Origin of the sequence: Bacillus cereus group sp. BfR-BA-01316 (assembly GCF_022664195.1) — a bacterium.
Lineage (GTDB): Bacteria > Bacillota > Bacilli > Bacillales > Bacillaceae_G > Bacillus_A.
The window spans coordinates 186,932-210,269 of sequence record NZ_JAKUGX010000006.1 but is presented as its reverse complement, the minus strand read 5'-3'; the positions used below and the strand labels follow the sequence as shown (position 1 = coordinate 210,269).

Sequence of the window (23,338 nt, the reverse complement as noted above, 5' to 3'; positions counted from 1 at the left end):
TCTTAGCTAAAATATGAATTAACTTTGGACAAACGTTTTTTAGAGGCGTTTGTTCTTTTTGTTTTGGTTTCGTTTTTTAGAATCGCACAGGCAATTGGACAAGAATCTGCGAAGAAAAATAATGGTGTTGAAAACTTGTAAGCAAGTGAATTTTATGACAACTTCAACATTACGAGCATAAAAAAACAGTTGCTTGAGAGCAACTGGTTCAATAAAGGTTTTATATTGGATATTCATTCAACCAAATTAGCGCTTGTTCATAATCATCAAAAAATTTCACAGATTCTTTTGTATTGGATTGTTGTAAATAATTCATTATCTCCCCTTCTTCAAGGAGAAACGCCATTGCCTTACTGTGATTCAAAATGGTTTCATTGAAGAACTTATCTTTCCATGCTTTTTGAACAGAAAAATGATTTGGCGTGTATCCTTTTCTATCCACCAACAATTTGTATTTCCGACCCTCGGAAATGAATTGATGACAAACCTGCTCGAAGCCATTAAACCATTCATAAACATCATCTGTTTTAATCTTGCCAATTAAATGGGTAACAATTATATCTCCTGAAACTGTTGTGCTGATATTCTGTTTACTCAACCTGGCATCATCTCCCTTAGTTACAATTATGCGTAAAAATCACATAAAATCAATAAGGATAAAATTCTTATGCAATAAAGCAACATTATTTACGAAAAGAGTCTTGTTATTAATAAAACAATTCATTCTCTTTTGTTCAAGTAGAAAAAAGGATGTCTCTACTAGACATCCTTTTTTCTTATTAATGATCCTTTAACATCACTAACAGCTTCTCTTGGCTATACATCCACACTGTAATGATTAAACAAGCAAGTGCTACTTCTGATAACGCCATAAATCCAATCGCATAATGACCTGTCAGTTGGAATAGTAATGTTAAAATTAATGGCGGGAAAAACCCTCCTAGTCCACCTAAAGCTGATACAACTCCATTTACAATCCCTGCTTGCTCAGAGAAGTACATTGGAACAAGCTTAAAGATTGTTCCATTTCCAATGCCTGCACAGAATGCAACTAGTAGGCAACCAAATGTATACACATTCATACTAGGCATAAATGATAAAATAATACCTGAAAGTGTTAAACCGATAAATACAAAGATTAATATTTTAAATGGATTAAATTTATCACCAAGCCAACCACCAATTGGGCGCATTATTGTTGCTAATACGATGAATCCAGCTGTACGCATACCTGCATCTACTTTCTCTAATCCGAAGTGAGATACTAAAAAGTTTGGTAAATATACTGTAAATGCAACAAATGATCCAAATGTTAAAAAGTAAAAGATACATAGAAACCAAAGTTTTTCATTTTTATATACACCTTTTATTTGTTCCATTAATGGTGTATTCACCTTTTTTTCCTTACGATCGCCTAATAAAAAGTTCATAAGTGCAAATGCTGCAAGTAAAACTAAATAACACTGTACTGTCGTTCTCCAGCCAAATGAAGTTGCAATGACAGGTGCTAAAAATGAAGTAATTGCTGTTCCGGCGTTACCAACACCGTAAATACCATTTACAAAACCGTGACTCTCTTTCGGGAAGTATTTCGGTAAAGAAGTTACCCCTACAGAGAATACAGCCCCACCAATCCCTACAAATAAGCCACCAATAATTAAATCCCTCATAGAATTGGCAACACTAATATAAAAGACAGGGAATAATAATAGAATAAAACTAATAAAGAATAATTTTCTTGCTCCGTAACGATTTGTCCAATAACCAATTGGAATGCGAAGAATAGAACCTAAAATAACCGGTACTGCTGTGACCATAGAAATTTCTCCCGCAGTTAATGGAATATCCGCTTTAATATATGGCATTAATGATGATAAAATGACCCATACCATAAAACCGATAACTAGATTAGAAGTTTGTAAACTTAATTGAAAATTAGGACTTTTCATCCTGTTCCCTCCTATGTATGCATAGTTATATTAATTCCCTCCAGTCTAATCACGTACTCACATGATTAGACTGAAAAGAATCAACCACCACTTACTGGCGGAATCATTGCTACTACATCGCCAGTTTGAATGATGTCGTCCTCATTTGCGTATTCTTCATTTATAGCGACCATAATCTCGTTTGAAATTGCTACGTTGTATTTCTTTATAAGAACATCCTTTAGCTCAGCAACCGTCATCTTTTCACAATCTATTTGCAAGGCCGGCTTACTTGCTTCTTCTTGCAAATGTGCAAATAATAGTACTTCAATCATGTTCTCATCTCCTTTTCAGGTTCACCATTTACATATGCTGTTTTCTCTAACTGATCACCTATCCATGACTCACCATCTTCCCAAAACTCTTTCTTCCAAATCGGAACAATTTGTTTTATACGCTCCATAATATATTCATTCGCCTCATAGGCCGCTTTCCGATGTGGTGTAGCAACAGCGACAACAACAGCAAGATCAGAAATTTGCAATGTACCAATGCGATGTGTAATTGCCACATATGTACCTGGCCATTTCTCTTCTACTTCGGTACCAATTTTCTCAAGCTGTTTTTCCGCCATTGTCTTATAAGCTACCTACTCTAAATATAGCGTACGGCGTCCTTTCGTAAATTCTCTAACAGTACCAATAAAAGTAGTAACAGCACCACACTCACGCCGAATTACTTTACTTGTAACATCTTCAATTGAAATAGGTGTATCAATTACTTCATAATACGTATGTGTCATCTTGCACCTCTTATCTTTGTATAAATCATAATCCGCGGAGAAGCCATCAATCTATTTTTCTATTACTTGTACGATCGAAGCGGTTCTTCCCATGGCCACTCGCTTCCTACGTTTGATTCTAATAACAGTACCGAAACAGTTATCCCTGCTTCAAATCCTCTTGTTCCGCCTGGTAAAACGATAAATGCATTCGCTTCTGCAAGTGAAGAAATTGCACTTGATTTATCTAAGCCAACTGGTGTAACTTGCAATTGACCATTTACAATCTTTACGCTTCCTCGTACAAAACGGGTAAATGGGTTTGCTTTCGAAAAGTCTTTCTGTAAAATCGCCTCTGCACGATATACGTGCGGATCTTTTCTATGCAAATATGTTCGAATAACTGGTCTAACATATAATTCACATCCGACATAACAAGCAGAAGGATTACCAGATAGACCGAATAATAGTTTTCCTTCTAGCTCAGCTACAGTAGTCACGCTTCCTGGTCGCATCGCTATTTTATTGAAAAGTACATTAGCTTGTAATCTCTCATAAATAGCAGGTAAATAATCATAATCTCCTACCGAAACGCCACCAGTTGTAATTAAAATATCGACTTCTTTCATCGCCTTTTTTACAGTCTTATAACACGTCTCTAAATCATCAACGAATTGCCCATAATACCGTACAACTCCACCTACTCTTTCAATTTGAGCAGCAATCATATAAGAGTTACTGTTTCGAATCTTCCCTTGTTTTAGTGGTTCATGTACTTCTAAAAGTTCACTTCCTGTTGTTACAACCCCAATAATCGGCTGCTTAACAACATTTACTGAACTATAACCAAACGTAGCAAGAAGCGCTGCTACTCCAGGGTTAATAAAAGTTCCTTTTTTCACAAGGATGGCATTTTGTTTTACATCTTCCCCTTTAAAAGAAATGTTATCACCAGAAGCGAAAGAGCGTTTTAATTTCATATAAGTCTTTTCGTTTTCCTCAAACCCTTCCGTTAGTTCTAACATAACAACAGCATTACACCCCGCTGGAATCGCGGCCCCTGTCATAATACGTACAGCTTGAAATGGTTTCACTTCTTCTGTAAAAACAAAACCTGCTCCGATTTCACCAATCACTTCGAACTGAATTGGGTTACTGCTACTTGCTTCTTTTGTATCTTCCGCTCTAATTGCAAACCCGTCGTATGGAGATCGATCAAAATGCGGAACATCATAATCTGCAACAACATCTTCTCCTAGAGTTCTTCCATAGCTTTCTATAAGAGAAACTTTTTCCGTTTCACCTAGATAGGCATATTCCATTACACGTGCAACTGCTTCTGCCACTGGAATTGGTATACGTTTTTCTAACATTCTTTTTCACCTCGTTTTGATAAGGAGAAACTTTCTTTCTGTTCATCCTATATACTTTGCGTATAACCGTTTTGCCATTTTCATATCATTAGTCCCATGAATAAACGCTCTGCCGTCTGTAAATAAAACAAAACGATATTCATCTACTAGAAACGATAGTAAATATGGAGTTTCTTTGACACTCACGCTTTTTTGTAAGCGCTTTTGAATTTCTTCTAAATTAAGAACTCGCTTTATCCCTGGACGGATTTGAACTGTATTCCGCCCACATAACACTTCTGTTTTTGTCTGTGCTTCAAATGTTAAACTTGGATACGTTCGTGATTTCCCACAAGATGGACATGTACTTTTTTTCTGCCTGTTTACTTTTAATGAGATACATTGATTGTTCCAAATATCAAATGATAACATTGTCCCTCGTAACGACTGAAAATCATCCACCAATATCTTTATTGCTTCAGTTACTTGGTGAGCAACTACCATTTGTACAGCTGGCTGAATAATTCCTGCTGTATCGCATGTTGCACCGCCCATAGGATGATCCATTAGGCAGCGAAAACATGGCGTTTCCCCCGGAAGAATTGTATACGTTACACCGTAACTCCCAATACATCCACCATATATCCAAGGTATATTTTCTTTTTGTGACATGTCATTTATAAGTAGGCGCGTATCGAAATTATCAGTCGCATCTAAAATGAGATCCACTTCTTTTACTAACTCTTCCATTTCTTGCATTGTAACATCCGTTACAACTGGTACAATTTCCACTTCAGAATTAATCTTTCTTAAATGTTCTGCCGCTGCAATTGCTTTTGGTTTACACTGCTGTGCATCTTCTTCTGTATATAGCTGTTGCCGCTGTAAATTACTCCATTCGACGTAGTCACGGTCAGCAATTGTCAATTTCCCAATTCCCATCCTAACGAGCGCTTCCGCATTTGCAGCTCCTAGTGCACCCGCACCGATTAGGAGCACATGCTTTTCTCTGATTTTTCTTTGTCCCATTTCACCAATTCCAGAAAACAATACTTGCCTTGAATAACGATCTTGCATAAGGAACTCTCCTTTCGTTATCCACCAATGTAAGACATTTCTACTTTTGGACGTTTATTTGTACTTTCAGCTGTTCTTTCATCTGAATACCGATCTTTTCTAAACTCCCATGTATGTTGGAGAATTTTTAATAGTGATGCATCAGAAATATTTTCTCGAAGAAGCGTTCGCAAATCCGTTCCAGTTGCTCCGAATAAGCATGTAAAAAACTTACCGTCTGCCGAAATACGAGCTCTCGTACAAGAAGAACAAAACGACTCAGAGACAGAAGTAATAAATCCAACTTCTGCATTGCTCCCTACATATCGATACACTTTAGCTACTTCTCCAAAGTAACGAGGCTTAACAGGCTCAATAGGATATACACGATTAATTTTCTCTATTAATTGTTCCTTCGTAATGACTTGTTCAAAGTTCCATCCGTTCGTACTGCCAACATCCATAAACTCGATAAAACGGAGCTGAATTTCTTGTTCTTTAAAATAACGAGCCATAAGAAGAATTTGACTATCATTCATCCCTTTTTTTACAACCATATTTACCTTTACTTCTAATCCAGCTGCCTTTGCTGCTTCAATTCCTTTCAATACAGGTTTTGTACTTACATTTCGTCCATTAATTTTTTTGAAGACATGATCCTCTATCGCATCTAAACTAATATTTACACGTTTTAATCCCGCTTCTTTTAATGCCTTTGCTTGTTTTGCTAAATGAATACCGTTTGTTGTGAGTCCAATATCCGTTAAACCTTCTAGCTTTGCAAGCCTTGCGATTAACTTCGATAAGTCTTTACGCAATAAAGGTTCACCGCCAGTAAGCCTAATTTTTTCAACTCCCATACTTATAAATAATCTCGCTAATCTTTCTATCTCATCGAACGTTAATAAAAACTCTTCCTGTAAAAAAGCGTAATCAGGTCCGAACACTTCCGCCGGCATACAGTACGTGCACCTAAAATTACAACGGTCAATAACTGAAATACGTAAATCTTGAAGTGGCCGCTCTAAAGAATCTCTCATCTTCTCGTGCATCTATATCCCTTCTTTTCTACTCAAATCACTAGTAAGCTTTCAAATTTTTTATTTGCCTTCATTATAAAAAAGAAGCTACATATTCAATGTGACTTTTCTCACATTACTTTCCCCATTCAAAAATTCTTCACAAATCCGTTCGAATTTTGTTCACATCTCTAGTCCCATTCTCTTTACATATTGAAATTCCTTATTGTGTTTCCTTTTCTCTTTTCTTAAAATAAAAAATTTATAGTCATATAATCCTTTACTTCAAGTAGCTTTTTAGAAATTTAATGTTGTTTTCCCCTACGGTCATTGAAATTTTTCTTTATTTTCAAAATAGCTCTTGCATTTTCATCATACTTACACTCAAAATAGGAAATATATTGCTTATAAGAAGAAAGGTGATCGCTGTGGCAAACAGTATGACATTATCTCAAGATTTAAAAGAATTACTTGCATCTGTTGAATATAAAATGCAGATTAAAAAAGGAAGTTTTATTTTTCAAGAAGGTATGGAAGCAACAGATCTCTATATCATCCACTCAGGAAAAGTACAAATTAGTAAACTAAGTGCTGACGGGCAAGAATTAACACTCCGTATTTGTTCGCAATATGACATTATTGGAGAACTAACATTGTTCACGGACAATGCGAAGTATTTATTAAATTCAAAATGCCTTGAAGATGTTGAAGTAGGCGTTATAAAGCGTGAAGCCTTAGAAAAAGCATTACTCCAAAAACCTGCTCTTGTATTTGAATTTATGAAATGGATTAGTGAACATTTAAGAAGAATGCAAACGAAGTTCCGAGATTTAGTATTACACGGCAAAAAAGGTGCCCTATATTCTACTCTCATTCGAATGACAAATAGTTATGGTGTGTTAAAAGAAAATGGGATTCTCATCGATTTACCATTAACAAATCAAGAACTTGCAAACTTCTGTGCAACTTCGCGTGAAAGCGTAAATCGAATGTTAAATGATTTGAAAAAAAAAGGTACGATTTCTATTAATAAAGGAAAGATTACAATCCATGATTTACAATTTTTAAAATATGAAATTGCTTGTGAAGATTGTTCTGCCTCTGTTTGTAGCATAGAGTAGCATCTTATTTAGATGCTACTCTTTTTTTCATATTAAGCTACTTATTAATTTTCACGTACACGGCTGTGCCCTTATATTAACAAAAACGAGGCCTTCCATATTAGACCTCGTTTCGTTTTAGCTGCTAGCTCCTATCCGTTTACAGCGGCATTATTTTTTTAATTCATTAGGAATACGTCTTCTGTAAATTACATAACTGCGGCTTAAATATTTAATTGGGGCACTAAATACATGTACAAGTCTTGTAAATGGCCATACTGCGAACAGCCCCATCGCTGCAATAATATGAATTTTGAACCATACAGGTACTTCCGTCATATATTCGACCTTTGGTTGGAAAATAAAGAGACTTCGGAACCAAGGACCAATCGTTATACGATAATCAAACCCTTTTGAATCGATATTTAAAAATGTTGAAGAAAGTCCTGCCAGCATTACAATAAGTAATAAAATAAGCGCTATATAATCTCCCGTTGTACTCGTCGCGATGATACGTTTTACCGTTACACGACGATACATTAATATAATTAAACCGATGATAGAAGCAACACCTGCCGGAAGTCCGAAACTAATCGCTACTATATGATACATATGCTCAGAAATACCTATTGAACGGTATAAGGACTCTGGAATTAAAATCCCCATAACATGACCGCCAATTACGAACATTATCCCAAAGTGGAATAATAGACTTCCCATTCGGAGCATTTTCTTCTCTAATAGTTCGCTAGATTTTGATGTCCAGCCAAATTGATCATAGTTGTATCTGAAAATGTGGCCGCCGATAAATATTGCAAAAATGATATAGGGAAACAATACCCATAGAAATTGATCCATCATTTTGACAACGCTCCTTTCTAATTCGTCTGTACTCCCCAAGCATCGATAGCGAGGAGAACAGCTGCAAGAATTGGTTCGTACATACAGTTTGCTTCTTTTAATTGCCCGTGCAATGCTTGTATATTTTCTGTGTATTTACTCATAATTGGTTTGCTATCTTTTTCATTCGCGTTTGCAAGAAACTCAAGTAGAAGCGGTAAATAATCAGGTAGTTCTTTATCTGTTACGTTAAAACCAGATTTTTTATAATGCTGTTTTAACTCTAATAATTCAATTCCACGCTCTCTTTGTTCACCTGTTTTCATGTAGGTAAGATACATATTTGTCTTCTTTCCAAAGTCGAATGTATATACGTAAGAATCAATGAGTTGATTGTCTGTTTTATCTAGCGCTCGTTTTATAAATGTTGTAAGTGATGCTTTAACGTCTTCCTGTTCAATTGCTTCAATCTCTTCTTGTAATTCAGTTAAAGCTTCTCTCCACCCTAGTTCCGGGTAGGAGAGAAGAAAAGAAGAACAAGAAAAAGCAGTTTGTAAACTTTGTTTCATAATTTTCTGCCCCCTTTATTTAAGAAATTGTCATACAAGAGCCTGGGCCACCTGTGAAGGAAAGACCACAACTTCCTTGTTCGCTATATAAATCTGCAACTTGTTCGCGGTGAGATGTCGGGATGACGAAGCGATCTTTATATTTTGCGATAGCAAGAAGACGATACATATCTTCTACATCCTCTTTCGTTAAACCAATTTCTTTTAATACTGCTTCATTTGGTTCTTTATTAATTTGCAATGCTCTCATATGTGTTCGCATGACAGCCATTTTTTTCAATGTAAGACGAATGTGTGATTCATCTCCTGCAGTGAGTAAATTCGCTAAATATTGAATTGGAATACGCATATTATCGATAGCAGGGAAAATCTCTTCTGCTTGCCAGTTACTTCCTTTCCCCTCCACCATATTCATAATTGGGCTAAGCGGTGGAATATACCAAACCATTGGCATTGTACGGTACTCTGGATGAAGAGGCAGAGCAATTTTCCAATCGATAATCATTTTATAGATTGGTGACTCTTGTGCCGCTTTCATCCATTCATCAGGAATGCCTTGTTTTTTTGCTTCAGCTGCTACTTCTGGATCATTTGGATCTAGGAAAACAGTAAGCTGAGATTCATATAAATCTTTTTCATTTTCAACAGAAGCCGCTTCTTTTACTTTGTCAGCGTCATATAGCATTACCCCTATATAGCGAATACGTCCTACACATGTTTCAGAGCAAATTGTTGGCATACCAGCTTCAATACGCGGGAAACACATTGTGCATTTTTCTGCTTTATTTGTTTGCCAGTTAAAATACACTTTTTTATACGGACAAGACGATACACAAAATCTCCAAGCACGACATGCATTTTGATCCACAAGAACAATCCCATCTTCTTCACGTTTATACATCGCGCCAGATGGACAAGAAGAAACGCAAGATGGATTCATACAATGTTCGCAAATACGTGGTAAATACATCATAAAGACATTTTCAAAATCTGTTTTAATTCCTTCTTCCATTTTCTTGACGTTTGGATCTTGTAATCCTGTTATATGTCCGCCTGCTAAATCATCTTCCCAGTTTGGACCCCATTCAATTTTGTCGATAAATTCGCCCGTAATTGCTGATTTTGGTCGAGCAACTGGCTGATGCTTACGCTGCGGGCTATTTGTTAACGTTTCATAATCATAATTCCAAGGTTCAAAGTAATCATCAATTGTTGGTTGATCTGGATTGTGGAAAATGTTCATAAGACGCTTCATTTTCGAACCGGATTTCAGCTGAATTTCACCATTTTTCAATTCCCAGCCGCCTTTGTATTTCTCCTGATTTTCCCATTGTTTCGGATAACCAATTCCAGGTTTCGTTTCTACGTTATTGAAGTACATATATTCAGCACCTGGACGATTTGTCCAGGTGTTTTTGCATGTTACGCTACAAGTGTGGCAGCCGATGCATTTATCTAGGTTCATTACCATTCCGACTTGCGCTTTAATCTTCAAGCCAATCTACCTCCTTCAGTTTACGGATTACGACATTTAAGTCACGCTGATTCCCAGTCGGACCATAGTAGTTAAATCCATAGCTTAATTGACCATATCCACCAATCATATGTGTTGGCTTAACATGAATACGGGTTGGACTATTATGCGTTCCCCCGCGGGTGCTTGTTAATTTCGTACCAGGCACGTTAATGTGACGATCTTGCGCATGGTGCATAAATGCCATTCCCCTCGGTATACGGTGCGTTACAACGGCACGTGCTACGACAACGCCGTTACGGTTAAAGCACTCAATCCAATCATTATCAGCAACTCCAGCTTCATTAGCATCATCTTTATTCATCCAAACAGTTGGACCACCTCTAAACAGCGTTAACATCGGCAATGAATCGAAGTACATACTATGAATCGACCACTTATTATGCGGTGTTAAATAGTTTAGTGTAATTTCTTTCCCTTCTACTTCAGGGCGTGATTTACGAAACGGTTTATGTTGCAGAATTGGTTTAAATGTTGCCATCGTTTCACCAAACTCTTTCATCATGTCGTGATCTAAGTAGAAAGATTGTCGACCAGTTATCGTTCTCCAAGGGATGAGACGCTCAACATTTGTTGTAAATGGTGAGTAACGGCGTCCACCTTTTTCAGAACCCGTAAAGGCTGGAGAAGTAATTACTGTTTTAGGTTGCGCTGTAATTTGTTCAAATGTGAAGCATTCTTCTTCACGTTCTTCTGCTAAATCACGTAGTTTTAAATCGGTTTGTTTTTCAAGTGCTTCCCATGCTTTTACAGCCATATGACCGTTTGTTGTAGAAGAAAGTGTTAATACCGCCTCAGCAGCATTGATTGCTTCTTTTATGTCTGGGCACCCTTTCGCAATAGAATCCGTTCGAATAACTCCTAATCGACTCTTTAATTGCTCATATTCTTTTTCTGCCGACCAAGAAATCCCTTTCGTACCAATCGGTTGTTTTCCGGTATTTGGTCCAAGCGCTGTCATTTTGTCATAAATCGTTTTATAATCTCGTTCGACAATATGAATTTGCGGCATTGTTTTGCCTGGGATCGGTTCACACTCACCTCTGCTCCAGTCTTTAATCTTGCCAAGTGGTTGTGCTAATTCTTGCGGTGTATCGTGAAGAAGTGGTGTTGCAACAACTTCTTTCATTGGCTCAAGATCAATTTTCTTCGCTAAATCCGAAACAGCTTTAGAGAGAGCGCAGAAAATATCCCAGTCAGAGCGTGCTTCCCACGGTGAACCGATTGCTGGATTAAATGGATGTACAAATGGATGCATATCTGTACTACTTAAATCGTGTTTTTCATACCAAGTTGAAGCAGGTAAGACGATATCAGAATAAAGTGCTGTTCCAGCCATACGGAAATCTAAATTAATGAGTAAATCTAACTTCCCTTCAGGTGCGTCTTCATGCCATTTAATTTCTTCTGGTCGTAATGAATCGCTATCGTCATTCATTAATCCATTTGTTGTACCTAATAAATGTTTTAAGAAGTATTCGTGTCCTTTACCGGAACTTGAAATTAAGTTTGCACGCCATACGAACAAGTTACGCGGGAAGTTATTTTTGTTATCTGGATCTTCAATTGCAAATTTCAGTTCTTTTTCTTTTAGTTTTTGTGCAACGTATTTTCCGATTTCTTCTTGCGTTGTTGCACCAGAAGCAACAGCTTCTTTATATAATTCAATTCCATTTTTCTCGAATGTCGGATATGAAGGTAACCAGCCAAGTCGTGCTGCTAATACATTGTAATCACCGTGATGTTGATAACGAGAGTTGCCCTCAACTGGTGATGCTAAATGCCCAACAGGTGTATCTTCATAGCGCCATTGATCCGTTACAAAATAGAAGAAAGATGTACCGTTTTGTAATTTCGGTGGCCCTTGCCAATCTTTTGCCATCGCGATTGTTTGCCATCCTTCTGCTGGTCGTAATTTTTCTTGACCAACATAATGTGCCCAACCACCGCCGTTGACACCTTGTGCCCCAACGAGAAGAACAAGGTTTAAAACTGCGCGATAAATCGTATCAGAATTAAACCAATGGTTAATTCCAGCTCCGACAATAATCATCGAGCGACCATTTGTATCAACAGCATTTTGTGCAAACTCACGAGCGATTTGAATAATAAGCTCTCGTTTCACTCCTGTCATTTTCTCTTGCCATGCAGGTGTAAATGGTACATCATCATTGAAATCTTTCGGTTCCTGCCCACCAAGTCCTCGGTTTACACCGTAATTTGCTAACGTTAAGTCGTATACAGTTGTAACGAATATTTCGCCTTCTTCTGTCGTAATTTTTTTCACTGGAATTGTACGTTCTAATATTGTATTTCCATCATCTGAGAAGTACGGAATTTGCACCGTTCCAACAGCATCTTCCATTCCAAGTAAAGAAAGACGTGGATCTATCTTTTCACCTGTTTGTTCATCTTCTAAACGCAAATTCCATTTCTTTTCGTTATCCCATCGTGACCCCATTGTGCCATGAGGTGTTGCAAAATCTTTCGTGTTCTCATTCCAAAGTACAGGTTTCCATTCGCCTAACTTTGTTTCGCGTCCAATATCAGAAGCATTTAAGAAACGATCAGCAACGAATTGATCTCCTTTTTGTTTCAATGTGACAAAGAAAGGAAAGTCTGTATATTGCTTCGCATACTTTGTGAAGTATTCCACTTGATTATTTACGTAAAATTCTTGTAAGATCACGTGCCCCATTGCCATCGCATGTGCACCGTCTGTACCTTGCTTCACACTAATCCAATCATCAGCAAACTTAGTAGATTCAGCAAAGTCAGGACTTACAGAAACAACTTTCGTTCCTTTATATCGAACCTCTGCTAAAAAGTGAGCATCTGGTGTTCTCGTCATCGGTACATTTGAACCCCATGTCATAATGTAGCCAGAATTGTACCAGTCACTACTTTCTGGTACATCTGTTTGATCACCCCAAATTTGCGGAGAAGCTGGTGGTAAATCAGCGTACCAATCATAGAAGCTAAGCATTGGCCCACCCATAAGTTGCATAAAGCGACTACCAGCAGCATGACTTAACATCGACATAGCTGGAATTGGTGAAAAACCAACATTTCGGTCTGGACCGTATTTAATTACTGTGTAAAGTAATGAAGCAGAAATAAGTTGTAATACTTCATCCCAATTCGCACGAATAAATCCGCCTTTACCACGCGCCTGCTTATACGTACGCGCTTTTTCAGGGTTTTCCACAATACTTTTCCAAGCGTCTAGTGGTGACTCGTTATTTTGTAGTTCTTCTTGCCACATATTCCAAAGAACACCACGTACATATGGATATTTAACACGAAGTGGACTATAAATGTACCAAGAAAAACTCGCTCCACGCGGACATCCTCGTGGTTCAAAATCAGGCATATCAGGACCTGTTGTTGGATAATTAAGCTCTTGCCCTTCCCAAGTTACAATTCCATCTTTCACATAAATATTCCAACTACAAGAACCAGTACAGTTCACACCATGTGTAGAACGGATTACTTTATCATGCTGCCAACGCTTTCTGTACACATTCTCCCATTCACGATCTTCATATGTTTCTTGTGTATGATTATCGTTATAACGATCTATTGGTGAAAAATATTTTAAACGTCTCATTAGTGCTGAAGGTTTCTTCTTCATACTGTTCACTCCTTTAATACGTCTCTCTTACATACCCTTACTATAAGAGAGGTTGTAAAATACAGATGTGACATTTCGCACAGTTCAAGAGATTGTCAAAAATTCAGTGGAAAATAAATTTGAGAGAAAGTATTTGTAAACAATGGTTACTTTCTTTCGTTATGAGGTTTTATGGTCAACCGTGATTATTATTAGAATAGGAATTTGCGGAATCACCTTTTTTTGCAAAAGAAAAAACGTAGGAAAAGTTCCTACGTTTTTCTTTATAAATATATTAAAAAGAGTTTTGATATTATTTCAATAATGCTATAAGAAAAAGATTATAAATTGTATGTAAGGAATTTATTTTTTCAACGATACTATTTTATACAAGACATATTTTACATAAAATTAGAAATCATTATTTACTGTATTGCCCTTGGTTACGGCAACAATTATACTAGATGTAATCCGAATGAATAATCTGAATATTCCTGAAATTAAGAGTAGGATTTCCTTTGAGGACATAGAAATTATAAAGTATATCACCCTGATTTTTTAACATATAAGTTCTCAATATGAACTTATATAATACCATTACGAATTACCTCTTTGATTACTATCATACTGCAATAAAATGAAGGAACTCCTTTTCTTTAACATAAAGTGAAACTTTAATCAGTGGGGGTTTTGTTCATCGCCCACTGATTATTAGCCTTCACCAATCGGGCGTTTACGAGTAGCCCGACTCCCACCTAACTTCTTTGCTCCAGCCGAATTTTGAGGTGGGAGTCTTACTGCCGGCAAATAGCTGGATAAATTCTATTTTCCACTAAATGAATTAGAAAACAATAATAAAATTAGGAGGATTACAATGCCCCAGCTTGATTCATTACATCCCATTGTAGAAAAAATAATTAACAATATTGAAAAATTAATGGTCGGAAAACGAAAAGAAACGATTTTAGCCTTGACAGCTCTCTTAGCTGAAGGTCATGTACTATTAGAAGATGTTCCCGGTGTCGGGAAAACAATGCTAGTACGTGCTCTTTCTAAATCAATTGATGCCGATTACAAGCGAATTCAATTCACACCTGATTTACTGCCGTCAGATGTAACAGGTTTTTCTATTTACAATCCAAAAGAGCTCCAATTTGAGTTCAAGCCTGGACCAATTGTGGGGAATTTTGTACTTGCTGATGAAATTAATCGTACATCTCCAAAGACACAATCTGCCTTACTTGAAAGTATGGAAGAAGGCAATATCACAATAGATGGCATTACAAGACCGTTACCAAAACCGTTCTTTGTAATGGCTACACAAAATCCGGTCGAATATGAAGGAACATACCCTTTACCAGAAGCTCAGCTCGATCGTTTCTTGTTGAAGCTAAAAATGGGATATCCTACACCAGAAGAAGAATTTGAAATTTTAAACCGGATGGAAAAAACAAATCCCCTCTCCCATTTACAAGCTATTACTACAATAGAAGAATTACTTTATTTACAACAAAGCGTACGGGAAGTAAGCATAGACAAAGCAATCAAGCATTACATTGTAAAGCTTGTTAATCAGACCCGTTCTTATAGTTCTATACAGCTAGGTGCAAGTCCACGCGGCTCAATTGCTTTAATGAAAGCTTCACAGGCTTATGCATTCATCCATGGCAGAAATTATGTTATTCCAGACGATGTTAAATTTTTAGCTCCTTACGTTTTAGCTCACAGACTCATTCTAAAAATGGAAGCAAAATTTGAAGGAATAACAGGAGAACAAGTTATCACCAAAATCGTTGCACGAACTACCGTGCCGACTCAAAGGACGATGAACCTTTGATGAAACGACTACTACGAGCACTATATCACGTTACCAAGTTATTGCTAATCCCTTTATGCCTAGTCTTAACATTTGTGTACGCTATGCTTCAAGGAGGATTTGTAAGTTGGTTTTTGTTTTACAGTACGATTCCTATTGGCCTTTATTCACTACTACTCCCCTTCTACGCTTTACGGGACGCTGAAGTAAAACGAATAACAAACCAAAATGAATATGTAGCAGGAGAACAATTTTTAAGCACTATTACAATAAAAAGAAAATTTCCTTTTCCCTTACTTTATTTAGTTATAGAAGATGAACTGCCACCACAATTTACAAGTTGTAGACAAACAAAGATGAATAAGGTAATACTCTTTCCAGGATTAAAACGAAATATTTCGTTTCAATATGTCATTGACACAACCCCTAGAGGAGAGCACACTTTTTCAAGCGTACGTGTCAAAACTGGCGATTTATTCGGTATGATGGAGAAAGAAGTAACTTTTTCAGTTCCAGATACATTTTTAGTCTATCCCCAGTATGTAGATATAACGTATCGACAATTGGAAAATCATTTCGAACAAGGAGCGCTTTCAGCAAATATAAATTTAGCAAAAGACTCTACAGTCTCTGTCGGTGTCAGAGACTATAAACCTGGTGACCGCTTTTCATGGATTGATTGGAAAGCAACTGCACGAACAAACAATATTATGACGAAAGAGTTTGAACAACAGCGCAGCCATAATATCATGATATTCATGGACAGAACCCCATCCGCTCTATTCGAATCAGTCGTAACGTTTACTGCCTCTATTGTGAGGGCTGTCTTGAAGCAAAATTCACCAGCGTCATTCGTGTCTGTCGGAAAAGAACGAACTATTTTCCCTTTAGACAATGGAGATACTCAGTTGCAACAAATCTTTTGTCATTTAGCGAAAGTACAAGCAGACAGTGTATTCCCGCTCTCTCGAAGTGTAGAACTGGAATTAAGAAAAATTTATGAGCCCGTAACGATTATACTCGTGACAAGCGATCTTTCTCCCGATATTCAAAAGGCGGCTGATTGTGCTGCTATAAAAAATAGAAAATTAATGGTGTTTGTCGTGAAAGAAAAAGCGAATCAACTCTCACATCGAGAACTAAGTATACTAGAAACTCTACAAAAACGAAAAATATTTGTAAACGCAGTTTATGAAAACCGGTATACAAACGTGTTTTTTGAGGTGAGCAAATGATAACATTACAAACAAAATACCAATGGGATATGAGCAGATTCTTCATGCATGTATGTGTACTTCTTCTTTTACTAGAATGGCTAAGCCCCCTTATAGGTATTACAAACGTAGGTAGATTAGATATTTTTGTAATATTTATCGGAATTTGCTTCACTCTCTCTTTTTTTCAAACAAGGTGGCAGATTCCAATAAAGATCGTCACGATCTTATTCATCATCCATTCCCTGTATTATAAAAATGCTTTTATAAATCCATTTTGGCTAACAAATTTTTTTTCTGATATTTCTCGAAATTCCTCCCTGTTTTTCCAGGGGAATTTGCTAGATATTTCTCCAGTTTTTCCAACATTATTATTTTTTCTATCATTTTGGTTTTTGAGTTCTTTCAGCTCTTTTTGGGTGATTCATAAAAAACGTGGGTTGTTATTTCTTGTATTGACTATTATTTATATCACAACTTTTCATAACTTACATTTATACAATGCAAACTACGCTATTATTCGTACTGTTGTCATCGGCTTTTTTATGCTTAGTCTTCTTCAAATAGAACGAATAAAAGAGATTGAACACTTACAAAATTATGCTAGAGAAATCTCAAAATTACTTAGACCTCTTACAATATTTATTGTATTGTCAGCAACGATCGCATACTTTGCTCCAAAATTTGGCCCTCAATGGCCAAACCCAATGAATTTTTTAAAATTCAACACATCCGAAGCAAGTAAAAAACAAGAGATTTCTAAAATTGGGTATGGTTTAGATGACTCGCAATTAGGCGGTCCTTTTAAGGCGGATAATACAATTGTTTTTACAGCACAAACGCAAAACAAACAATATTGGAGAGTAGAAACAAAAGATTTTTATACAGGAAAAGGCTGGGAGGTTTCTGAAAAGCCGAAAAAGGTTTCTTTTAAAAATAAAAACGACGTCGTGAGTTGGTACGAACAAAATACAAAAACGGAGACAACCGAAGCAACAATCACCATGCAAAAAATTTATCCTCACCTTACCTATCCAGCAGGATTAGTATCAGTAGAGGCTTCTTCTGATGTATCATACAGTGTTGACCCATTTTCAGAAAAAATCTATACGATGCACGGAGACTCTTCTACTACTTTAAATTCGTATAAAGTAACATATGAGATCCCGGAGTTTCCCATAGAAAACTTGAAAGCTGTAAAATCGAATGAAGGTCATGAAACAAGTTCTTATTTCATGACAAAGTACACACAACTTCCCGAATCATTACCGCAGCGAGTAAAAAACTTGGCTGTCAATCTTACAAGTGATAAAGACAACCGATATGATAAAGTATTAGCTATTGAAAATCACTTCACAGACAATTCTTTTGTATACGAAACAATGAATGTCTTGTTCCCTGCCAAAAACCAAGATTATGTAGATAAATTCCTTTTCGATACAAAAAGCGGCTACTGTAATAATTTTTCGACGTCTATGATCGTGTTACTTCGTTCTGTCGGGATTCCCGCTCGCTGGGTAAAAGGCTATACAGAAGGAACTCTTGAGAATACATTTGCTGGCACAGAAGGTGAGAATGTTTATAAAATCGCGAACAATAACGCACACTCTTGGGTCGAAGTATATTTTCCAGGATACGGATGGATTCCATTCGAACCAACAAAAGGATTTACCAATCCCTATAATTTTATAAATAATACTCCTGCTTCTACTTCACAAATTAGCGAAGAAAATAATTCTAAAAACGAGCAAATATATCAACGGAACAATGAAGCAAAGCTCAAAAGTTTAATAGAAACTACAGAAGAAGCCTCTACTAAAAAGATCACAAATTCTAAAAATAGGTTTTCTTGGTGGTACGTATTCCTCTCTACGATACCGATTAGTATCATGGGATACATTCTCTTCACCACTAGAATGAAATGGATTACATTTTTTATTATTCTTTTCTATAAATACCGAAAAGATGATGCTGTTTATCAAAAAGCTTACGGTGCACTTTTAAATCAATTTGCGAGAATCGGCATACAGCGGGGTGAAAGTCAAACATTCCGAGAATACGCTCTCCACATCGATACACTTTACAACTCGACTGATATGCAACAACTTACTTTCAGTTATGAGAACGCTATGTATCAAAAGGGACAGGCCGCAGCCGAATGGAAGAAATCCGTACACTTATGGGAAGTGCTTATGAAAAAAGCAGCTTCTCTGCCTAAATCAAATGACTTCGATGCAGTAATTTAATCTTGATAATGTGAGTTTAAAGAAAACACCTCAAAGACTAAGAGCTACTTTGTTCTTTGAGGTGTTCTTTGAGGTGTTTTTTAATAAACATAATAAAAGATAGCTAACTCCTAATCGCCTCCGCCATCTCCTAAACTGCCACATACGGGTATCGGTACAACACTAAATACTTACAGTCACCTACTACCAAACATGCAAAAATCGGTAGCAGAAAAGTTGAACAAACTATTTAACAAAAGTGACCAAAACATTGACTCCTAATTATTCCCCAAGTACTTTCTCAATCTCTATCTCTAAATCCACCGGTTTCGTCTGCGGTGCAAAACGTCCTACTACCTTACCATCTTTTCCAATTAGAAACTTAGTAAAGTTCCACTTCACTGCCTTCATACCTAGTAAACCTGGCGCTTGTTCTGTCATGTATGTATATAGAGGATGCGCTTTATCACCTTTCACATCAATCTTTGCAAACATCGGAAAGTTTACACCGTAGTTCAATTCACAAAAATTTGTAATATCCGTTTCTGTACCAGGTTCTTGTCCCCCGAATTGATTACAAGGGAAACCTAGTATTTCTAGTCCTTGGTCTTTATATTTATCATATACTTCTTGTAACCCTTTATATTGAGGTGTAAATCCACATTTACTAGCTACATTTACAATGAGAAGTACTTTTCCTTCGTAATCTTTTAACGATTTATCTTCTCCTGTTATTGTTTTCGCTGAAAAATCATAAACTGTCATTGTTCCTACCCCTCTCTTCACTATCATTCTATGTTTATACTATACTACATTAGTGAATATACAGCTCTAATTACATATTTCTCCCTAAAAATGAAAGCGTTTTATTTTCGTTCAAAAATTCGACACAAACTACTAGACTTTTGTGATGGAAAGTTTTACAATTAAATTGTGAACAAAATGTGACAGTTTATATTCCATTATAAAAGAAAAGGATGGTGTTCATTATGAAAACTGCACAACATGAAACGATTTCAAATCGCGAGTTTTATTTCGTACTATATATGATGTTATTGTATGTTATTGGTTGGGTAATCGATGTAAATGGTTTATTCTTAAGCTCCTACTTTAATTTAGCAGGAGAGATTATGCTTCCATTAGTTGGTGGCATTGTTGGACTGTTCGTTATGTCTATCAATAAAGAACAAACGAAATAACAACATTACAAAAAGGCAGAAGACGAGGTTTCGTTTTCTGCCTTTTTGTATTTTTAGCGTATAATAGATACATACCGTATATAAGGAGTGGTAAAGATGAAAAAAGTAGAGCAATTATCTTCTCACCTATATCTTATTGATGATTTCGACTTACAACATAATGAACGAACAGGTACGTACGTTTTATTAGGTGATGATATTACTTTAATTGAAACTTGTGCGGCCCCTTCTCTTTCCTATATTTTAGACGGCTTACAACAATTACATATTGATTTAAACGATGTAAAAAACATTATCGTTACGCATGTCCATTTAGATCACGCAGGCGCAGCAGGTTTAATGATGGAAAAGTGCCCAAATGCTACTTTATATGTGCATCCTCGCGGGGCTCGTCATATGATTGATCCTACAAAACTCATTCTAGGTGCAAAAGCTGTGTACAAAGAAGATTTCGATAAACTTTTTGATCCAATTCTTCCTATAGAGGAAGAACGTGTTCATATTGTACAAAATGGTGATACATTAAAAATTGCAGAAGACCGCATCCTTACATTTTATGATACACCGGGACATGCAAAGCACCATATTAGCATTCATGATTCATTAACTAACGGTATTTTCACTGGCGATACAATTGGAATTTATTATAGAGAGCTCGCAGACCTTGGTGTAGAGTTATATCTACCGTCAACTTCACCTTCACAATTCCAGCCAGAGGCGATGATCGCTTCGAAAAATCATATTCAAAGTATGAATGTAGATACTATTTATTTCGGTCATTACGGCGCATCTGCCAATGTTACAGAAGTATATAGCCAACTTGAACATTGGTTACCTATTTTCGTTAATACTGGAAATGAAGTTTTTCAAAAACATACTGATTTTGATGAGGCTACTAAGGCATTACAATCTTTACTAATGGAGAAAGTCTCCACTCACCTTACAAAATTAAACGTCCCATCAAATCATTCCGTTTATAACATTTTACATCTAGATATAGAAATTAGCGCAATGGGCATTATTGATTATTTCACGAAGCAAACAAAATCCACAATTAACTAATAGAAAACGAAGATATATACAACGTCATTATCGTATATATCTTCGCTCCTTGAATATATTTTTTAATAAAGGATGGTGGAATGGAATGCAAAAAGTGATACTATACCTCTGCTTTACATTATTTATCATCTTATTATTAGTTGTAGGTGTTAAAATTCAATTTTATTTAGATACAGACTCGCAAATGAACTTTAACGTTTATCCAAGATTATTCTACTTTACACTCTTCCCTCTTTTGGTCGGCATTTTATTACGATTCCTTCAATCCATTAATCGCGAAACGAGTAAACAAAACTGGAACTTTCAGCCGGATAAATTTATCGCTATTACGTTGCCTACACTATTCATTTCCTTTTCTCCAGCTCTACTCTTTTCACCAGTTGGTGAATACCTACCTTATTTAACTAATATTATTCTTGTGAATACAACTTTCGTTACCATTATTAGTTTAATAGCTGGTTACTCACTTTTAGATTGTTTTATACAAAAAGACAATGCGAACATGAAAAAATATAATTAAACACTCTATTTTGTTGTATATTTCCTATTGATAGCAAAAGGAATAAGTGGTTAATATATTTACATTTCAATAAGAAAAGCTCAAAGCTAAAGCTATGAGCTTTTTATTTATCTCACCCTTTCATCTACATATTCCATAAACTGCTCCGCTTTAATAAATTTTTCTTTGTACGCTTCAGGTACTTCGTCTACCGTTATCCCACCACTTGATTTCGTTTTTACTAATACAGTTTGATATGCCATTAATGCCTCCATATATTGTTCATACTCTTCAGGAGTTAATACTTCTTTACTAGATTTATGGCCATTTAATTTATCAAAGTAGGGTTGAAGTCCCATACTTACCTTTTTCATTTCTTCCCTTTTTGCTGGTGATAATTGACCATAATCAATATTACCGTTCGAATCCCCATACTCAAGCTTTACATTTGTTAATTTCTTTAGTTCTTTTGTAAACTCCTCATATTCCTTTGCGCCTATTTCATCTTTCGCTTGTGACAATTTCGCACTAAAGTGCATGTATCCTTCTAATGTTAAACTTCCGGCATGCTTCTCTAAATTTTCAAAAGAGCCGTATATACCATCTGCCATAATAGATTGATACGTAAAGCCAGTCGTTGGGATTAAAAATGCTGCTGCAAGCACTCCTGCGATAAGACGCTTCTTCCTTTTACTTCCACCGCTCTTCATTTTAATTTGAACGATTACTTTTTCTTTTAACTCAGGCGGGGCAACAATCCCCTTCGCTTCTTCTTGTATAGATTCTCTAACCCTATAATCTAAATTCATTTCACATTCCCTACCTCTCCTAAAAAGATTTCTTCTACTTGCTCTTTTTGACGTAGTTTCTTTAAGGCCGCATGAATTCTAGATTTCACGGTACCGATTGGAATATGTAATATATGTGCTACTTCTTCTTGTGAGTAATCGTGTAAGTATCTTAAGATAATAACTTGCTTCAATTTATATGGTAATTTATGAATGAGTTCAATTAATTTTTGGTTTGATATTTTACTTACAACATCGCTAGAAAAATCAATTTGTACTGGTTTTCTTTGCTCTTCTGCTTTTTTGACAATTCGCAGTCGCATCCACCTCTTTCTTCTATAAGAATGAATTTGTTTAATCGCAAGTCCAATTAGCCAAGGGCGAAATGGCTTCTCACTATCATATTTACGAAGCGATTCATATAGCTGTATGTATATTTCCTGAACGACATCATCTACATCTGTTTTATCTTCTATTAAAAAATGTGCTGCCTTATATACTTCTTGTATCGTTCTATCATACAATTCGCTATACGCTTCTTTATTGCCTGATAGAGTTAATTTAATTAGATCTGTATACACTGTTTCATCCTTCATATACCATCCCTCCTTTGTCTTACACTATATATTGGCAATCAAACGATATTTCGTTCGATTTTTTTCAAAAGTTTTCTGTATAAATTGATATGATGATTTAGCAACTTCATAAGCTTCACTTATAACTGTGCATAACAATTATATAAT

At 36.2% G+C, this 23,338-nt stretch carries 20 protein-coding genes and 2 pseudogenes; 8 read left to right on the top strand and 14 right to left on the bottom strand.

Going from position 1 to position 23,338, the window contains the following annotated elements; all coding sequences use genetic code 11:
• Positions 1–220: 220 nt before the first annotated feature.
• From MR071_RS07990 to moaA, 7 genes and pseudogenes are all read right to left on the bottom strand, one after another.
• A complete protein-coding gene (locus MR071_RS07990) occupies positions 221–628 on the bottom strand; it encodes an STAS/SEC14 domain-containing protein (protein ID WP_242235658.1) in 408 nt (135 codons plus the stop codon).
• 151 nt (positions 629–779) lie between these two features.
• Entirely contained in the window at positions 780–1,949 is a 1,170-nt protein-coding gene (gene narK / locus MR071_RS07985; protein WP_105586608.1) for a nitrate transporter NarK, read from the bottom strand.
• Between the two features lie 80 nt (positions 1,950–2,029).
• The gene (gene moaD, locus MR071_RS07980; protein WP_105586609.1) at positions 2,030–2,263 is read right to left on the bottom strand and encodes a molybdopterin converting factor subunit 1; all 234 of its coding nucleotides are present in this window, start codon (positions 2,261–2,263) and stop codon (positions 2,030–2,032) included.
• Positions 2,260–2,730, bottom strand: a pseudogene (locus MR071_RS07975) (molybdenum cofactor biosynthesis protein MoaE). Before MR071_RS07975 ends, moaD begins: the two are co-directional and overlap by 4 nt.
• Before the next feature lie 62 nt (positions 2,731–2,792).
• Positions 2,793–4,082, bottom strand: a complete 1,290-nt coding sequence (locus tag MR071_RS07970; RefSeq protein WP_242235645.1) for a molybdopterin molybdotransferase MoeA — start codon at positions 4,080–4,082, stop codon at positions 2,793–2,795.
• Positions 4,083–4,124: 42 nt separating this feature from the next.
• Positions 4,125–5,138: a molybdopterin-synthase adenylyltransferase MoeB gene (locus MR071_RS07965; RefSeq protein WP_242235644.1), complete on the bottom strand. Its 1,014-nt coding sequence runs from the start codon at positions 5,136–5,138 to the stop codon at positions 4,125–4,127.
• Positions 5,139–5,155: 17 nt separating this feature from the next.
• A complete protein-coding gene (moaA, locus tag MR071_RS07960) occupies positions 5,156–6,169 on the bottom strand; it encodes a GTP 3',8-cyclase MoaA (RefSeq protein ID WP_105586613.1) in 1,014 nt (337 codons plus the stop codon).
• Between the two features lie 395 nt (positions 6,170–6,564).
• On the opposite strand from moaA, the gene MR071_RS07955 reads away from it, so the two are divergent.
• The gene (locus MR071_RS07955; RefSeq protein ID WP_105586614.1) at positions 6,565–7,257 is read left to right on the top strand and encodes a Crp/Fnr family transcriptional regulator; all 693 of its coding nucleotides are present in this window, start codon (positions 6,565–6,567) and stop codon (positions 7,255–7,257) included.
• Positions 7,258–7,407: 150 nt separating this feature from the next.
• On the opposite strand, the gene narI is transcribed toward MR071_RS07955, so the two are convergent.
• The 4 genes from narI to MR071_RS07935 are packed head-to-tail and all read right to left on the bottom strand — an operon-like array spanning position 7,408 to position 13,813.
• Entirely contained in the window at positions 7,408–8,097 is a 690-nt protein-coding gene (gene narI, locus MR071_RS07950) for a respiratory nitrate reductase subunit gamma (RefSeq protein WP_105586615.1), read from the bottom strand.
• A 17-nt stretch (positions 8,098–8,114) separates the two neighbouring features.
• Complete coding sequence (narJ, locus tag MR071_RS07945) at positions 8,115–8,645, bottom strand: nitrate reductase molybdenum cofactor assembly chaperone (protein WP_105586616.1); 531 nt, start codon at positions 8,643–8,645, stop codon at positions 8,115–8,117.
• Positions 8,646–8,664: 19 nt separating this feature from the next.
• On the bottom strand, positions 8,665–10,140 hold the full coding sequence (gene narH, locus MR071_RS07940; protein WP_242235642.1) for a nitrate reductase subunit beta: 1,476 nt from the start codon (positions 10,138–10,140) through the stop codon (positions 8,665–8,667).
• Complete coding sequence (locus tag MR071_RS07935) at positions 10,130–13,813, bottom strand: nitrate reductase subunit alpha (RefSeq protein WP_242235639.1); 3,684 nt, start codon at positions 13,811–13,813, stop codon at positions 10,130–10,132. The genes narH and MR071_RS07935 overlap by 11 nt, the downstream gene beginning before the upstream one ends.
• Before the next feature lie 853 nt (positions 13,814–14,666).
• Here MR071_RS07935 and MR071_RS07930 point away from each other — a divergent pair.
• From MR071_RS07930 to MR071_RS25950, 4 genes and pseudogenes are all read left to right on the top strand, one after another.
• Positions 14,667–15,629: an AAA family ATPase gene (locus MR071_RS07930; protein WP_242235636.1), complete on the top strand. Its 963-nt coding sequence runs from the start codon at positions 14,667–14,669 to the stop codon at positions 15,627–15,629.
• Positions 15,629–16,843: a DUF58 domain-containing protein gene (locus tag MR071_RS07925; RefSeq protein ID WP_105586620.1), complete on the top strand. Its 1,215-nt coding sequence runs from the start codon at positions 15,629–15,631 to the stop codon at positions 16,841–16,843. The genes MR071_RS07930 and MR071_RS07925 overlap by 1 nt, the downstream gene beginning before the upstream one ends.
• Positions 16,840–19,068 carry a transglutaminase TgpA family protein gene (locus tag MR071_RS07920; protein ID WP_242235634.1) on the top strand — a complete coding sequence of 743 codons (2,229 nt, stop codon included), beginning with the start codon at positions 16,840–16,842 and terminating at the stop codon, positions 19,066–19,068. Before MR071_RS07925 ends, MR071_RS07920 begins: the two co-directional genes overlap by 4 nt.
• A 126-nt stretch (positions 19,069–19,194) precedes the next feature.
• Positions 19,195–19,329 (top strand): annotated as a pseudogene (locus MR071_RS25950) (site-specific integrase); the annotation flags it as partial.
• Here the strand turns inward: MR071_RS25950 and bsaA are convergent.
• Positions 19,330–19,812, bottom strand: a complete 483-nt coding sequence (gene bsaA / locus MR071_RS07910) for a glutathione peroxidase (protein ID WP_242235632.1) — start codon at positions 19,810–19,812, stop codon at positions 19,330–19,332. It lies immediately after the preceding pseudogene.
• 224 nt (positions 19,813–20,036) lie between these two features.
• Between bsaA and MR071_RS07905 the strand changes: the two genes are divergently transcribed.
• The 3 genes from MR071_RS07905 (at position 20,037) to MR071_RS07895 (ending at position 21,828) form a co-directional block, all read left to right on the top strand.
• Positions 20,037–20,246, top strand: coding sequence for a DUF3925 family protein (locus MR071_RS07905; RefSeq protein ID WP_002085972.1), 210 nt, complete (start codon positions 20,037–20,039; stop codon positions 20,244–20,246).
• A gap of 96 nt (positions 20,247–20,342) precedes the next feature.
• Positions 20,343–21,308 carry an MBL fold metallo-hydrolase gene (locus MR071_RS07900; RefSeq protein WP_142395872.1) on the top strand — a complete coding sequence of 322 codons (966 nt, stop codon included), beginning with the start codon at positions 20,343–20,345 and terminating at the stop codon, positions 21,306–21,308.
• An 85-nt stretch (positions 21,309–21,393) separates the two neighbouring features.
• Positions 21,394–21,828 (top strand): hypothetical protein, encoded by a 435-nt coding sequence (locus MR071_RS07895; RefSeq protein WP_105586624.1) that lies wholly within the window; start codon positions 21,394–21,396, stop codon positions 21,826–21,828.
• Positions 21,829–21,935: 107 nt separating this feature from the next.
• Here MR071_RS07895 and MR071_RS07890 read toward each other — a convergent pair whose 3' ends face one another.
• Both MR071_RS07890 and MR071_RS07885 read right to left on the bottom strand, forming a co-directional pair.
• A complete protein-coding gene (locus MR071_RS07890) occupies positions 21,936–22,616 on the bottom strand; it encodes a DUF3600 domain-containing protein (RefSeq protein ID WP_242235629.1) in 681 nt (226 codons plus the stop codon).
• Positions 22,613–23,191 (bottom strand): sigma-70 family RNA polymerase sigma factor, encoded by a 579-nt coding sequence (locus tag MR071_RS07885; protein WP_105586626.1) that lies wholly within the window; start codon positions 23,189–23,191, stop codon positions 22,613–22,615. Before MR071_RS07885 ends, MR071_RS07890 begins: the two co-directional genes overlap by 4 nt.
• Between the last annotated feature and the right edge of the window lie 147 nt (positions 23,192–23,338).